General features: G+C 42.3%; 12 protein-coding genes. 10 read left to right on the top strand and 2 right to left on the bottom strand.

Annotated elements, in window-relative coordinates; all coding sequences use genetic code 11:
- Positions 1 to 270 precede the first annotated feature (270 nt).
- From ACT3IB_RS10115 to ACT3IB_RS10135, 5 genes are all read left to right on the top strand, one after another.
- The gene (locus ACT3IB_RS10115) at positions 271 to 3,750 is read left to right on the top strand and encodes a PAS domain S-box protein (RefSeq protein WP_491538889.1); all 3,480 of its coding nucleotides are present in this window, start codon (positions 271 to 273) and stop codon (positions 3,748 to 3,750) included.
- Positions 3,751 to 3,813: 63 nt separating this feature from the next.
- Complete coding sequence (locus tag ACT3IB_RS10120; RefSeq protein ID WP_491538890.1) at positions 3,814 to 4,269, top strand: PAS domain S-box protein; 456 nt, start codon at positions 3,814 to 3,816, stop codon at positions 4,267 to 4,269.
- A gap of 33 nt (positions 4,270 to 4,302) precedes the next feature.
- On the top strand, positions 4,303 to 5,058 hold the full coding sequence (locus tag ACT3IB_RS10125; RefSeq protein ID WP_491538891.1) for a sensor histidine kinase: 756 nt from the start codon (positions 4,303 to 4,305) through the stop codon (positions 5,056 to 5,058).
- A gap of 91 nt (positions 5,059 to 5,149) precedes the next feature.
- Positions 5,150 to 5,473, top strand: coding sequence for a hypothetical protein (locus ACT3IB_RS10130; RefSeq protein WP_491538892.1), 324 nt, complete (start codon positions 5,150 to 5,152; stop codon positions 5,471 to 5,473).
- 141 nt (positions 5,474 to 5,614) lie between these two features.
- Positions 5,615 to 6,595 carry an NAD-dependent epimerase/dehydratase family protein gene (locus ACT3IB_RS10135; protein ID WP_491538893.1) on the top strand — a complete coding sequence of 327 codons (981 nt, stop codon included), beginning with the start codon at positions 5,615 to 5,617 and terminating at the stop codon, positions 6,593 to 6,595.
- Positions 6,596 to 6,601: 6 nt separating this feature from the next.
- Here the strand turns inward: ACT3IB_RS10135 and ACT3IB_RS10140 are convergent, their stop codons facing one another.
- Positions 6,602 to 7,369: a sugar phosphate nucleotidyltransferase gene (locus ACT3IB_RS10140; RefSeq protein WP_491538894.1), complete on the bottom strand. Its 768-nt coding sequence runs from the start codon at positions 7,367 to 7,369 to the stop codon at positions 6,602 to 6,604.
- Positions 7,370 to 7,488: 119 nt separating this feature from the next.
- Here ACT3IB_RS10140 and ACT3IB_RS10145 point away from each other — a divergent pair, with 119 nt between their 5' ends.
- The 5 genes from ACT3IB_RS10145 (at position 7,489) to ACT3IB_RS10165 (ending at position 13,962) form a co-directional block, all read left to right on the top strand.
- On the top strand, positions 7,489 to 9,219 hold the full coding sequence (locus ACT3IB_RS10145; protein WP_491538895.1) for a SulP family inorganic anion transporter: 1,731 nt from the start codon (positions 7,489 to 7,491) through the stop codon (positions 9,217 to 9,219).
- Between the two features lie 157 nt (positions 9,220 to 9,376).
- Positions 9,377 to 11,266 carry a tRNA uridine-5-carboxymethylaminomethyl(34) synthesis enzyme MnmG gene (gene mnmG / locus ACT3IB_RS10150; RefSeq protein ID WP_491538896.1) on the top strand — a complete coding sequence of 630 codons (1,890 nt, stop codon included), beginning with the start codon at positions 9,377 to 9,379 and terminating at the stop codon, positions 11,264 to 11,266.
- A 44-nt stretch (positions 11,267 to 11,310) separates the two neighbouring features.
- Entirely contained in the window at positions 11,311 to 11,946 is a 636-nt protein-coding gene (locus ACT3IB_RS10155) for a 16S rRNA (guanine(527)-N(7))-methyltransferase RsmG (RefSeq protein WP_491538897.1), read from the top strand.
- An 88-nt stretch (positions 11,947 to 12,034) separates the two neighbouring features.
- Positions 12,035 to 12,976 carry a helix-turn-helix transcriptional regulator gene (locus tag ACT3IB_RS10160; protein WP_491538898.1) on the top strand — a complete coding sequence of 314 codons (942 nt, stop codon included), beginning with the start codon at positions 12,035 to 12,037 and terminating at the stop codon, positions 12,974 to 12,976.
- Between the two features lie 35 nt (positions 12,977 to 13,011).
- Positions 13,012 to 13,962, top strand: coding sequence for an L-lactate dehydrogenase (locus ACT3IB_RS10165; RefSeq protein ID WP_491538899.1), 951 nt, complete (start codon positions 13,012 to 13,014; stop codon positions 13,960 to 13,962).
- A 72-nt stretch (positions 13,963 to 14,034) separates the two neighbouring features.
- Here ACT3IB_RS10165 and gyrA read toward each other — a convergent pair whose 3' ends face one another.
- Positions 14,035 to 16,491, bottom strand: coding sequence for a DNA gyrase subunit A (gene gyrA, locus ACT3IB_RS10170; RefSeq protein WP_491538900.1), 2,457 nt, complete (start codon positions 16,489 to 16,491; stop codon positions 14,035 to 14,037).
- Positions 16,492 to 16,498: the final 7 nt, after the last annotated feature.

A 16,498-nucleotide genomic window follows, 5' to 3' on the forward strand; every position in this document is an offset into this window, starting at 1 on the left:
TTAAAAATGGTTACTAAAAAACTTCAATCCAATTTATAACTCTTTCGGCTTCTTTTTTCAATAGGCAGCATATCACAGCTATAGTAACAAAAAATATTTTTATAGGGATTCGCCCGTTAATTTCATAAAATATTAACAAATCGTGAATTCATGATTCATTAACGATTTCTCAACCAACAAATAGGAATGGCAATTTCTTTGATATGTAATTCATTTTAAGCTGGTGGGCTAAATGCAAATGTAGCATTAGTCAGCTTTAATGAGCTTCTCATGAACCAAATTTATCAAATCTTACTCCTGACAGATGATGAGCGCGATGCTGAACAAATAAGAGACCAACTGTCCAGCGTAGGAGTAGAGCATGAGATTACTACTATACAAACCCGAAAAGAGGTTGAATCACTTCTTTCAAAAAACACCCCGCACCTCATCATCAGTAGTTATCAACTTGCTGACTTTAGCGGTCCTGAAATTTTAAAACTCACGAGAAACCATACTCCCGACCTTCCGTTTATTTTTATCGGAGAGCATGTTGGTGAAGAAAAAGTGGTGGATCTCATCCATCAAGGCGCATCTGATTATATCAATAAAAGCAATTTTCCTCGGCTTAAATCGGTAGTTAAGCGAGAGCTGCTCAAAAAAAAGGAGCTGCAAAAAGCTGAAAATCAACATTCAACTGTATACAAGAATTTGCTGGAACGGACAAAAGAGCAGGCCTGCATATATAATATTTCTACTTTGGATGAGCAGGAGCTAACCATTGACGAACTTCTCGAGAAAGCTTTGGCGATTTTGCCGGAAGGATGCGCTTATCCCGAAATAACAGAAGCCTCTATCGTATTTAAAGACCAAGCATTTAGCACTGAGCATTTTCGGGAAACCCAGTGGATGTTGCATTCAAAGAAATCCTCCTCCTTATTGTCGGGAACCCTGACTGTAAGTGTTGCCTACACCAAAGAAAAGCCACCGAGAGATCACGGCCCTTTCCTACACGAGGAGCAACAACTTTTAAATTTAATAACGAGCCTGTTAGGGCTCAAAATTAATCATATTCAATCAAAAAAAGATTTACAGGAAAAGGATCAAATTATTGCCAAAGCTTACGATCTTGCTAACATTGGCCATTGGGAACTGGACCTTACCAATCAAAAGCTGCATTGGTCCGAAGAAATAAAGCGCCTGCATGAGGTTGATGAAAACTTTGACCCAGACCTGGACTCAGCAATAAATTTCTATAAGGAAGGGGATCACCGCCAAAAAATTCAAGAAGCCGTACAAAAAGCCATAGACGAAGCTATTCCCTTTGATGTGGAACTTAAAATTATTACCGCCAAGAACAATGAGCGCTGGATTCGCGCTGTTGGAGAAGCGGAATTTGAAAATGGTCATTGCCAGCGTATTTACGGCAGTACTCAAAATATCACCTCTCGCAAACAGGCCGAAGAGAAATTCAAAAATACTGAACAAAAATTGCGGGACATCGTCGAGAACAGTACCAATATGTTTTACCGGCATAATGCTGATCACGTTCTCACCTATCTGAGTCCGCAGTGTAAACAATTTTTGGGGTGTTCTCCCGAAGAAGCTAAACGACAATGGACCGAATTTGTAACGGATCATCCTATTAACAAAGAAGGGATTAAACATACGCAGAAAGCTATCGATACCGGACAAGCCCAACCTCCTTTTGAACTTCAGCTTCAAAGAAGAGACGGAAAAAAGATTTGGGTATTGGTAAACGAGGCTCCCATTGTTGAAAACGGAGAAACAGTGACTATCGTGGGATCACTCACAGATATCACCGAGCAGAAAAGATATGAGGATAAGCTGGAGCAATTGTCATTGGTTGCATCCAAAACAACCGATATGATTGTTATGACCGATGCCGAGGAACGCATCACCTGGGTTAACGATGCTTTTGAAGAAGAAACAGGATATAACCTGGATGAGATCACAGGAAAAAATCCCGGTCAATTATTACAAGGGCCTGAAACTGATACGCAGACCGTTCGGCACATTTCCGAAAAACTTGAGAAGCTTGAAACTGTTCAGGAAGTCATTCTCAACTATGCCAAGGACGGACGCAAATATTGGCTGGATATGACCATCGATCCCATTTTAGACAAAGAGGGACGCTGCACCGGCTATATTGCCATTGAAAAGGATGTTACTACCGAGATAGAACGCAGTAAAAAGCTGCAGGAAAGTGTCGAACGATATGATATTGTATCAAAAGCTACCAGCGATACCATTTGGGATCTGGATCTGCGAACCGATACCATTCGTTACAATCAGAACATCTATACGATGTTTGGTTATCAAAAAGATGAAGTAGAAGAGGTAAGCGAATGGTGGCGCAATAAAATTCATCCTTCGTATCAGCAGTACGTTCAGGATAAGCTTGATGAAGCCCTTTCTTCAGATAAAGATCGCATTCAATTCGAATATCGGTTTAAATGTGCCGATGGCAGTTACAAATATATTTACGATCGGGCGTTTGTCGTTCGCAATAAGGATAATGATCCTATTCGTATTATTGGCGCCATGCAAGATATTACGACTTTTAAAGAGCGGGAGCAGCGAAGCCGAAAATTTCAGGAAGTTGTTTCAAACCTGGCCACGGATCGATCTCTGCTGCAGAATGACATTTTGGATGCCCTGGGTGAAGTCCTCAAAATTTCCGCCCAAACATTAGACGTTGAACGGGTAAACCTTTGGCTTCTTGAAGACCACAAGCTGCGCTGCGTTTGCTCTTTTGATGACGGACAATTAAATACCATGCGTGGTAATATTATCACCCAACACGATAGCCCCACCTATTTTAACTTCATCAAGGAACAGCGCATCATTGCTGCCGAAGATCCGCATAATCACGAAGCCTTCAGCGAACTTGCAGATTCGTACCTGACACCCAATAACATAAAGTCGATCCTGGATGCCAGTGTTATAAGTTATGGTTCCACCCAGGTCGTGGTTTGCCATGAGTCGGTAAGCCGAAAGCGCAGCTGGGAAAGTGATCAAATATCTTTTGTCGGTGCCATCACCGATCAGATTGCCCAGCTTCTGGCCTACCAGGAGAAGAAAAAACGTGACCGGGAAATCCGGGAATCCCTTAAAGAGAAAGAAACCTTGCTGGCCGAAGTACACCACCGTGTAAAAAACAACCTGGCGGTGGTATCGGGTATGATGCAGCTGCAGGCTTTTGAAGAGGAAGACAAAGATTTACGAGCCAAGCTTTTTGACAGTGTGGCTCGCATACAAACCATGGCCTCCATTCACGAGTTGCTGTATAAATCAAACAGTTTTTCGAACCTGCGACTCGATGAAAATATTAAAAAACTGATCTCCAATATTACTGATACATTCCATTCGGCAGACAATATTGATATTTCATACGAGCTGCAGGCTGTAAACCTCAATGTCAATCAAGCCATTCCCTGCTCGCTCATCATTAACGAAGTTGTGACCAATGCACTAAAACATGCCTTCGAGGATACAGGGACCATACGCCTTGTACTGTTCGAAGAACAAAACCAAATACATCTGACAATTACCGACGATGGGAAAGGCTTACCCGACAACTATCAAAATTTAATACACAAGGGTTCGCTGGGCTTTAAACTTATTGATACTCTCTCGAAACAGCTTGATACCTCCTGTACGTTTAACTCCGATACAAACGGAACTGAATTTTCTCTTATTTTTGATCGGGCCAAAATTAAAGGCATTGGTAGTGCTCACTTGGATTGAGATTGCACCTCTTGGGCTAAAAAATTATACTGACTTGGCTTATAATATAAAAGACTCAGAATTATGAAATTCTACAGGGTTCTGTTGGATAGCAAGTCAATAGCGCTAATGCTTCTGTTATTTGGATATGCCTGGATTATCGGTTCTGATTTTTTGGCTTCTTATATAAATGACAATGCGTTTAGCCTTCTTAACCTCCAGATACTAAAGGGGCTTCTGTTTGTGACTATTGCCTCGGCGGGTGTATATGCGCTGCTCTACCTTAAAGACAAGGCACTGGAGCAAGGTCGCCAATATACGGATTCCGTTCTGGAAACCATCGACGTGGCCATCCTGGTTATCACCGAAGAGGGTATCATCGATAGTGTTAATAATGCCTTTGTAAATATTTTTGAATACGATAAAAAAGAAGTGGTCGGTCGCCATTTTTCTCATTTGCTTAGTGAAAACAATTATGAGAAGGGTTTGCATGATTTCCAAAAACTTTTAGAAGGACAATCCTTTCCAAATGAAGAATAGGTAATAAACGACAAATCCGGGAACCCTATTTCTTTGGTTCTTAATTCCGAAATTCTGCAAAGTGACAATGAAAAGTTTCTGATTTTAAGTGCCATGGACATCACTGACCAAAAGAAAATCCAAGCCAAGCTAGAACATACATTGGCCGAAAAGGAGATTCTTCTCTCCGAAATTCATCATCGGGTAAAAAATAATTTAGCGATTGTATCAGGACTCATGCAGCTGCAGATATATGAAGAAGAGAATCCCAAATTAAAAGAAATGCTTGTCTCTAGTATAACTCGCATCCAAGCCATTGGATCTATCCACGAACTGTTATATCAATCGAACAATCTTGCTACGTTACGTTTCGATAAAAGCATTAAACAGCAGGTTAAGAATTTGCGTGATATGTATAATAAGCCACAGACAATACATTTTAATCTCAACTTGTCTCCCGTCACCATCAATATTAATCAAGGAGTGCCTGCCAGCCTGGTCATAAACGAAATTGTTACAAATGCTTTACAACATGCGTTTCCTGCAAAAGGAAAAGGCCATATTTCTATAGAATTATCCAAAAACAAAGATAAAGTGCTTACCCTATCTATTTCTGATAACGGGCAAGGCTTACCTGAAGATTTTTTGTCAATTTCTCAAAACGGCTCCCTTGGCTTTCAACTTGTTGATACCCTGTTAAAGCAACTTGAAGCTGAACACAGCATTGACTCTACAGAACAGGGTACTAAGTTTTCATTTTCTTTCAAGAAAGCATCCAAGAAAGGAAGCAGCAGTATGTTCGAAAGCTAAGCTCCTAACTCGGTCTTTTAATTAACGTTGTACCCTTTTCAATTTTCCGTATTTTAAAGCAGCAAAATATTCAAGAATTAAACAAACTGTTATGACCCAAGAAGAAATTAACAAGGGCAATCGCCTGATCGAAGATCTGATGGGATCTACTATTAAAATAGACCAGGATGATGTAAAAGACATACCCCTGGCATTTCTACAACTCGAAGATATGAAGTTCCACTTAGCCTGGAAATGGCTTATGCCGGTGGTCATAGAAATTGAAGATGAGCTGGGCTATTCGGTACTTATCAAAGATAAAGCCTGCATGGTCGTTGTTGATGACGATACTACTTTTGAAGCGGAGGCTGACACCAAAATGGAAGCGGTCTGGCGGGCTATTGTTGACTTTTTGGATTGGCATAAAGATCAGTAAAATTGCCCCCGTGCAATACTTTTGGCCCTAAACTCTACATGGGTTAGGGCTTTTTGTTTTGGGATTCCGTTGCCTTTCGCTCATTTTCTAAATGATGTTACGTGCTTCATAATATCAACACTCTTTAACTTAAATATCTCTATGGCAAAGAGTGCATTTGTTACTGGCGGCACCGGTTTTATCGGCATCAATTTAGTTGAAGAACTTGTCGATCGAGGTTGGAATGTCACTGCATTACATCGCACGCAATCAGATTTGAAAGCCCTTAAAAAACTTCCTGTTACATTGGTTGAGGGTTCCATTACTGATCTGCCTTCTCTTCAACACGCGATTCCCAGCAATACTCACGTAGTTTTTCACCTGGCCGGCGACACCAACATGTGGTCCCAAAATAATGATCGTCAAACCGAGATTAATGTCACCGGTACTAAGAATATGGCGCAGGCATCCGCCGACAAAAATGTAGAGACCTTCATTCACACGTCGAGCGTTTCGGCCTGGGGCAGAGTCAAGGGAACCATTTCCGAAGAAACGCCACAACAGGGGAACAATTCGTGGGTGAACTATGAACGTACTAAATGGCTCTCTGAGCGTGAAGCATTAAAAGCCCGCGACCACGGTGTGAAAGTTGTAATTATGAATCCGGCAATGGTTGTCGGTCCACATGATGTCAACAATTGGGGCCGCCTGTTTTTTGCACTTCGGGATAATGATCTGCCCGGCGTTACGCGCGGCAATATGAGTATAGCTCATGTTAAAAAAGTTGTACAAGCTCATATTTCAGCCGTCGAGAATGGACGTGATGGAGAAAACTATATATTAGGAGGCCAAAATTGTACCTTTGCTGAGTTTGTGTCTATCATTGCAGACGTATCCAACATCTCTGCACAGCCAAAAATTATTTCAGCACCTATCCTCAAATTGGTTGCCAATTTTAAATCCGCCATTTCTTATATCACCGGAAAAGAACCAGACCTTACGCCCGAGCTTGCAAAGCTTATGACCCGAGATGTGGTTTACTCCAGTGAGAAAGCGATAAAAGAATTGGACTATCGCATTCCGACCGTAGAAAAATCTGTCCGGGATTGCCATCAATGGTTGGTTCAGGAAGATCTACTATAAGCCATTCTATTGTGATGAGGTAAATGCCCTAAATGCCTTAAAGTATCCTTCAAAATTACCTGTATCATGCCGGGTTATCCCATCTGCCAGCGGACATCCCCACACCAAATCTCCATTTATGATCATCTTGCGTATAGCAGGAGTAAGCTGCAGCTCTCCACGAGCATCGGGCGTTGTTTCTTTAAGGACTTCAAAAATTGTATTGTCTAACACATATCGGCATGCGGTTGCCCAAGGCTCATCTGGAATTGCCGACGGCTTCTCTATGATATCCGTCAATCGTACTTTTTCGTCATCTATAGATTTATGAGTATCAAATGTTACTACCCCCCTCGACGAAGCCTCTACTTTGCTGATTGGATAGATTGCCAACGCCCCCATCACATCGTTTCTCGTTTTCAAAGAAATAAGCTCTTTTAAATAAGCTGCCCTTCCCATCCCTTTGATAGGGGCATCAGCAAAGACCACCACAAAATCTTCATTTCCTACAAATGATTGCGTTTTTAAAATAGCACCCCCCGGTCCGGATAACGAATCATCAAAGATAAACTGCAGTGCAGCGTCATCCTCAAAATAGTTGATCATCTTCTGATCATCGCTCTTGGCAACTACAGCAATTTCCTGAATCCCTGCTTCTTTCAATTCTTCAATGATATGCTGCAGTACCGGCTTTTTGCCCAAGGGCAGCATCGACTTCGACATATAATTCGTAAGTGGACGCATTCTTGTTCCCTTGCCCGCAGCTGGGATTACCGCCTTAGTAATTTCTTTCATATCCATAATATACATCTTGAGTGTTTATGGTTGGAATGGTAACAGATTTTTATTTGCTAATTAAAAATGAGAAACTCATAAAATATGATCTGTTAATAAATTACTGCTCAGCCGATAAAATGAAATACAGCGATAAATCGCTGCTGGATCAATATATTCCCATAACAGATTGGCTTAGAGATTACCAGTTTTCATATTTTAAGAAAGATTTACGAGCAGGATTAACAGTTGGCATTTTACTTATTCCCCAAAGCATGGCCTACGCCATGCTGGCGGGACTCCCTCCCGTATATGGCCTTTACGCATCCATTGTCCCGTTATTAATCTATGCCATGTTTGGCACTTCGCGACAACTGGGGGTTGGGCCTGTGGCCATCGTCTCCATTCTTGTAGCCACGGGAGTAGGGAGCATCGCCGAAATTGGCAGCAGCCGGTATACACAGTTAGTATTAGCTCTCACCCTGCTTGTCGGGATTACCCAATTTCTCATGGGGGTTTTTCGACTGGGTTTTCTGATGAATTTTATTTCCAAACCTGTACTCAGCGGATTTACTTCGGCTGCGGCTTTCATCATTGGGTTCAGCCAGGTGGGCAATTTATTTGGCCTCGAACTTGCCAGAAGCAAATATATCTACGTAGTTGCTTCTGATCTAATCTCCCAATTGGCACATATCCACTGGCCAACAGTTATCATTGGCGCAAGTGCCATTGTCTTTATCCTGTTGTTAAAAAATTGGAACCCTTCTATTCCCGCCCAACTTATTGCGGTAATAATATCTATTTTTATTGTGTGGGCTTTCCAGTTAGACCAGATGGGAGTTAATACCGTAGGCAGTGTAGAAGAGGGTTACCCCGCTCCTGTCCTCCCGAACCTTTCTGAATTTCCTTTCTGGAAACTATCGCCTACGGTACTGGCTATTGCTTTTCTGAGTTATACTCAATCCATCGCGCTGGCAAAAGCAATGGTTCGCCGCAATCCCGATTACAAGGTTGACTCCAATCAGGAACTATTCAGTATTGGTCTTTCAAATATGATCGGTTCGGTATTTCATTCTTTTCCGGTTGCCGGCAGCTTTTCAAGAACGGCCGTAAATGACCAAAATAAGGCCCAAACAAGTATCTCTTTATTAATCAGTGCCTTTCTTGTCTTGCTAACGGTCTTATTGCTCACTCCACTTATCTATTATCTACCGCAAACCATATTGGCTGCTATCATTATAACTGCCGTTCCCAGCCTTATTGAGTTGGGCGAAGCTAAATTCCTCTGGAAGGTTCGCAAGCGAGAGTTTCTCCTTATGATGATAACCTTTCTTGCCACCCTTGCCCTGGGAATTCTTGAAGGAATTGGTATAGGCATTTTGATATCACTGGGAATTGTGATTCACCGAAGCAGTTATCCAAATATTGTTATGCTTGGCCGATTACCGGACACCGAACATTATAGAGATTTAGAAAGGCACCCCGAAGGCCTGACACAAACGCACACGATTATTGTTCGTATCGACGCGTCCCTGTATTTTGCCAATATTTCCTACATGAAAGAAAAATTAGAAGAGCTTGAAATTGAAAGCGGCAAAAACCTGGAGCAAGTAATTATTGACGCCATCGGAATTAATAAAGTGGATTCAAGTGCACTCCACGCCCTCAAAGAGTTAGCAGATGAATATAACAGTCGAGGTATTGATGTGATATTTACAGGGGTAAAAGGCCCGGTTCGTGACCTATTTAAAAGATCAGGACTGGAGAATATTATTGGACCGGAACAGTTTTATTTAAATATCAACAGGGCTGTTGATAGCCTTGAAGATGAGAAAGAGGAACCTTCTCATCTTGCAGATAGCCAAGAATAATTGTCTTTAGGCGGATGTTAAATATTTTGCTCAAAAACCCTTATTTTTGGGGAGTCTCAAGACTATCGCAGATTTTTAATGGATTGAGGCGATAAACAACCACTTTAATAAATTATTATTTAAATAAGTGTAATAAAAACATACACTTAGATATACTATGGATTCCCTTTTCCCTAAATACGATGTCATTGTAGTTGGCGCCGGTCATGCAGGCAGTGAAGCCGCAGGTGCTGCTGCTGAAATTGGTGCCAACACATTACTCATAACCATGAATCTCGATGCCATTGCAAAAATGTCTTGCAATCCGGCCATTGGAGGCGTTGCCAAAGGTCAATTGGTACGAGAAATTGATGCCCTGGGCGGACTTATGGGCAAAGTGGCTGATAAATCCGGCGTTCAATTTCGCATTCTAAATACCAGTAAGGGACCGGCAATGTGGAGTCCGCGATGCCAAAGTGATCGCGCTCTTTACAGCAAAACGATGCGCGAGGAACTCGAAAAGAAAGAGAATCTTCATTTTCGCCAAGATAATGTAGTTGATGTTTTGACCACTGACGATGGGAAAAGAGCAACCGGAGTAAAAACCTCAACCAGACAAGTCTTTAAGGCCGATGCGGTTATTCTAACTACGGGTACCTTCGGCAATGGGTTGATGCATATTGGCGATACCAATTTTGGTGGCGGACGGTCAGGCGAACGTGCTTCAATCGGAATTTCTGCAGCCCTTGAAGATCTCGGATTTGAAGTGGGTCGACTTAAAACTGGAACACCTCCTCGTATTGATGGCCGCTCAATTAATTACGACAAGCTGGAAATTCAGTACGGTGATGAAGATCCCAATGCTTTCTCCTTTATGACCGATTCGCTCCCCTCCCGTGAAGAGCAACTCACCTGCTGGATCGGCAATACAAATGAGGAAGTACATGATATGCTTCGCTCCGGATTCGATCGCAGCCCGATGTTCAATGGCACTATTGAATCAACCGGTCCTCGATATTGTCCTTCTATCGAAGACAAAATTAATCGGTTTTCTGATAAAGATAGTCACCAGTTATTTCTCGAACCCGAGGGGTGGAATACCTATGAGATGTATTTGAATGGATTTTCTACTTCCTTGCCTGAAGATGTGCAGTATAAAGCACTTCGTACTATCCCCGGCTTTGAAGATGCTGTAATGCTTCGTCCCGGCTATGCCATTGAATACGACTATTTCCCTCCGTATCAAATACGCCGTAGCATGGAAACAAAAATCACGGAGGGGTTGTTTTTCGCCGGTCAAATCAACGGAACTACCGGCTACGAAGAGGCTGGTTGCCAGGGACTTATGGCCGGCATCAACGCGGCGCGAAAAGTACAAGGCAAAGAAGAGTTTATCCTCAAAAGATCCGAGGCATATATCGGCGTACTCATTGATGACCTTATCACGAAAGGAACCGAAGAGCCATACCGCATGTTTACCTCCCGCGCCGAGCATCGAATCTTGCTGCGGCAGGACAATGCCGATCTTCGTCTTACTGAGCTTGGTCACAAAATTGGCTTGGCCTCCGATGAGCGCTTTGAAAAGTTCAAAACGAAGAAAGAAGCCATCGATAACATTCACGATCTTTTTGCAGATTATACGGTCTATCCTGAAAAAATGGATCCGATGCTCAAAGAGCAGGATACCTCCACCCTCTCCCAACCGGTAAAAGCAAAAACGCTTATCCCACGTCCCGAGCTTTCTATATTTAACCTGATAGAAGCCGACCCGGAACTCAAAGAGAAGGCTCACGAAATCACTACGGATGATCTTGTTTATGAACAGGTGGAAATTCAGATCAAATATGCCGGATACATTGAAAAGGAATTTGAGATGGTTGAGGAAATGAAGAAACAGGAAGACACCCTCATTCCAGAAGAGCTTGATTATGATAAAATTAACAGTCTTTCTGCCGAAGGAAAACAGAAAATGGATCGCATTCGTCCCGAAACCTTGGGACAAGCAAGCCGCATAAGTGGGGTTACCCCCAGCGATATCTCCGTACTGATGGTTTATCTGAACAACTAATAGATATTTAACCCTGTACAAACCCTAAAAGTAATAGGTTTCACGTGGAACAATATAACATTACCCGAAAAACCGTTTCACGTGGAACGTTTGCTCAGACCAACGAGCTCATCGAAAGATATAAGGATGAGCTCGAATCCTATTTAGATAAACTACTTTGGTGGAATAATCGCGTAAATCTTGTTAGTCGGGATGTTCCACGTGAAACTATTAGAGAACATATCCGTCATTCCCTACTCTTTTCAACATTCGAGTGCTTCCAAAAAAACGATCTATTCCTTGACACCGGGACCGGGGGCGGCCTTCCGGGCATCCCATTAGCCATCACTCATCCCGACAAACATTTTGTGCTCAATGATTTAGTCACCAAAAAGTGCCTGGCTATCAAGCAAATAGCTCGAGACCTAGGCCTTAATAATATCGGTATTATTGACGGATCAATTGAGGATGTACATCATGAAGAAGAATGCATTCTTATCTCGAAACATGCCTTTAAGATTGGCGATCTCATGGAGATGACCAGCCATTTATGTTGGAAAAAGATGGTTCTATACAAGGGATTAGATTTTGAAAATGAACTCAAAAATATTTCGGCCCCGATAAATATCACATGCTTTGACCTCTCCAATGGCTCCGATTTTTATAGCGGTAAAGCTATCATTATCGTCGGAAAAACCTAACCTTCCCTTCTTTTCTTAACTGAGAATCTCTGCGGTTTCACTTATATTGTGAACTTCATCCCTTACTAAAAATTTAGCCTATTTATTGATGAACAGTTCCGAGCGCAGAATGAAGCTCATCCTTATGCTTCAACAATCAAACAGCCGCATTACGGTAGATAAAATTGCCGATAAATTTAACATAAGCCGCCGCACAGTTTTTCGCGATTTCAATGCTCTTTCAGAAATGAATGTCCCTGTCACCCATGACAAGTACCACGGTTATGGCATAATGCAGGGATATAAAATCCCTCCCCTTATGTTCACAAATAAAGAGCTTGCTACTATTATGGTGGGACTCAACTTTGTAAAGTCCCAGGTGGACCAAAAACTTATTGAAGATGCCAAAGGGGTTGAGCTAAAGATTAAAGAAGTAGTCCCGGAAGAGCTGCGTGATTTTATGGAATCCCTGGAAGAACGAACGGTGGTAGATCCGTACTTAAACTTTGGGGCGGAAAAAATGGAGGGCGGCGATTGGTATGTAATCAGTAATGCTATCGCTAAAAATAATACCATCCGCTTTAACTACCGAGCGAAGTCAACGGAAGAAATTAGTAGTCGAAAAGTCGACCCCTATATTATCGTTTTTTATCGCGACCATTGGAATATGATCGGTCACTCCCACAAAAGAGACGACACCCGAAACTTTGTGCTCGATCGGATGTCAGATATCGAAATTTTGGACAAAGAATTCGTCCCATATGGCAAAATCGACGTAGAGGCGCTTATTTTTCGATCTGATGGGCGTTCGCAAAAAATAATAGTAGATGTATCCAAGAAAGCAGTGAAGCGATTTCAAGCCAACCTGCCGACAAAAATATTTAAGAAAAACAAAATAAAACCTAATTTATTTAGGATTGAGTTTTATTTCGATAACTTGGATTTCATCAACGAGTGGCTATTACAATTCCCAAAAGATGTTAAGTTAATTTCTCCAGATAAATTATTAGAAAAGAGAAATAATTTACTAAAAGAAATGATAGATAATTAAATATTATCATCGAATTAAAAAACTTAAAATAGATTATGATTCAACGAAGGACAGTTGGTATTATTGGAACCGGGAATGTAGGAGTGGCCGCAGCCTATGCCCTCTTCAATCAGCGAATTGCAAGCGAGATCATTTTAGTTGATCAAAACAAAGAAAAAGCTGAAGGCGAAGCCATGGATCTAATGCATGGTCAGCTTTTGGTGGGAAACGTGAAGGTACGATCCGGCAGTTACGAAGATCTTAAAGACACCCAGGTAATTGTAATCACCGCAGGTGTTGGTCAAAAATCACCGGACGAATCCCGGCTTGAGCTCCTAAACAGAAACGCCGCTGTTTTCAAAGACATCATTTCAAAATTAGATAAGTATGCGCCCAATGCTATTGTGATCATTGCAACCAATCCGGTAGATATTCTCACCTATGTTTCCCAAAAGCTGAGCAGTAGAGAATCTCACCGAATTATTGGAACGGGCACCCTCTTGGATACCGCTCGTTTTCGGGCCCTGCTTGGCAATTACTATAACGTTGATCCTCGTTCAGTACATGCCTATATCCTCGGCGAACACGGCGATTCGGAAGTCCCCATCTGGAGCCAGGCCAATATCGGTGGCAAGCCTATTGAGCATAATACCATCATGAATAAACCTTACGAACGAGAGGATTTAGAGGAGCTTTTCATACAAGCAAAAAATGCGGCTTATAAGATTATTGATCGTAAAGGATTTACAAATACGGCCATTGGCGTTGTTATTGCACGCATTGTTGAAGGCATTTTAGAAGACGAGAAAAGTGTAATTCCGGTTAGTGTCTTTTGGGATGGTGAATACGGTATCACTGATGTATGTATGAGCCTTCAAAGTGTTATCGGATTAGAGGGAGTAAAAGATAAAATTACTCCTGATCTCACAGATGAAGAGGTTGAGGGGCTTACCACATCAGCAAACATTCTAAAAGAAAGTCTCTCCGGTATCAAAGAGATTGACTAAAATAAAAAGCCCTGTCAGAATTCTATTTCTGACAGGGCATACTTTATAAGTTTATGAAGTAATAATTTACTGCTACACGGTTTCGTCTTCTTCTTCGTTGACGACGCGGGTTACGGCAGCAATTTTTCCTTCCGTATCGAGACGCATGATTCGAACACCTTGCGTATTTCTACCCATTGTTCGTATCCCGTCACAACTCATCCGGATTACTTTTCCACCCTCGGTAATAACCATCAGATCATCTTTATCAGAGACATCTTTTAGAGCGATAAGCTCTCCGGTTTTCTTGGTAACCTTGAGCGTAATTACTCCTTTTCCACCACGACTTTGCTCGCGGTAATCTTCGACTAGCGAACGTTTACCATATCCGTTTTCAGAAATCGCCAGAACGGTAGCTCCATGGGTATTTTTGATAACGACCATATCAACAAGCTCGTTATCTTTACCCAGATCCATACCTTTAACGCCGGAAGTATTTCGACCCATATCACGGACTTCATCTTCGTGGAATCGAATGGCTCGTCCTTTTCTATTGGCAAGAATAATATTGCTTTCACCATTCGTAAGAGCAGCTTCAAGCAATGAGTCATCATCATTTATGTTGATGGCGATAATTCCATCTCGGCGTGGACGACTATAGGCTTCGAGGGTTGTTTTCTTTACCTTGCCCTCTTTCGTAGCCATGATAATGTAATTGTTGTTGATGTACTCCTCATCATCCAACGTTTTCACCGGTACAAATGTCTTGATGGAGTCATCCTTATCAATATCGATAAGATTAACAATAGCACGTCCGCGAGCCGTTCTCGAACCTTCGGGAATCTCATAGACTTTCAACCAATAACATTGTCCTTTTTCCGTAAAGAATAGAATGTAATTATGGTTGGTCGCGACAAAAAGATGCTCTACATATTCGTCATCTTTGGTAGTCGTTCCTTTCATTCCCTTTCCACCTCGCTTTTGTCGGCGGTAACCGCTGACCGGCATACGCTTGATGAAGCCTTTATTGGATATAGTCACAACAACATCTTCATCGGCGATCATATCCTCAACGCTGAAATCCTCGGCAGAGTGCACAATTTGCGTGCGACGCTCATCACCGTAACGATCTTTAATCTCCAGAAGCTCATCCTTAATAATTGATTTCTGTCGGCTTCGATCAGATAGAATCTCACGATAATCCGCAATCTTCTCGGCAATATCGTTGTATTCCAGCTCAATCTTATCACGCTCCAGTCCGGTAAGTTTCTGCAGACGCATATCCAGAATGGCTTTTGCCTGAATATCAGTAAGGGCAAACTTTGACCGTAGCGCTTGATTAGCTTCCTGCGGACTATCGGATGCGCGGATCGTTTTAATCACTTCATCGAGATCATCCAGCGCAATCTTAAGACCTTCAAGAATATGTGCACGCGACTCCGCCTGATCCAGATCATAAAGCGTACGTCGAATAATTACTTCAACACGATGCTCCACATAATGATAAATAAGCTCCTTAAGGGGCATTACTTTTGGACGCCCTTTAACAAGCGCCAAACTAATAACCCCAAAGGTCGTCTGCATCTGTGTATACTTATAAAGCTGATTGAGCACAATGCCCGTATTGGCATTTCTCTTCAGTATCACCACAATACGCATACCGTCACGATCCGACTCATCACGGATCTCAGAAATTTCATCGATCTTTTCGTTCTGGGTCAGCTTGGCAATCTTTTGTACCAAGGTCGTTTTGTTAACCTGGTAGGGTATTTCAGTAATCACAATTTGTTCACGTCCGTGACGCAGCTCTTCTGTTGTACAACGAGCACGAAGGGTGATTTTTCCACGACCGGTTTCATAGGCTTCCTTCACTCCTTCATAACCGTATATAATGCCACCTGTAGGAAAGTCAGGAGCCGGGATATGTTCCATAAGCTCCTTGCATTCAATATCCGGATTATCCAAATAGGCAACAATACCGTCAATGGTTTCCGTTAAATTATGGGGCGCCATGTTTGTGGCCATCCCCACTGCAATACCCGAAGCTCCGTTCAGCAGCATATTCGGCAACATCCCGGGGAGCACCGTTGGCTCTTGTAGGGTGTCATCAAAGTTATCGTTAAAATCGACAGTCTCTTTGTTGATATCCGTGAGCATTTCCTCGGCAATACGCTCCATACGAACTTCCGTATACCGCATCGCTGCTGCAGAATCCCCGTCAATAGAACCGAAATTTCCTTGTCCGTCCACTAAGGGATACCGCAGGGAGAAATCCTGCACCATTCGAACAATCGAATCGTAAACGGCTGAGTCACCATGCGGGTGATACTTACCAAGCACCTCACCTACAATACGAGCACTCTTTTTATAATTTCTGTTGTGAAGCATGCCCAGCTCACTCATCCCATAAAGAATGCGTCGGTGAACCGGCTTCAAGCCGTCCCGAACATCGGGCAGGGCACGAGATACAATAACCGACATCGAGTAATCGATATAAGCCGACTGCATCTCATCTTCTATCGCAATAGGTATAATTTTATCTCTTGCCATGGATAAT

Source organism: Fodinibius sp. GM21 (genome assembly GCF_058386955.1).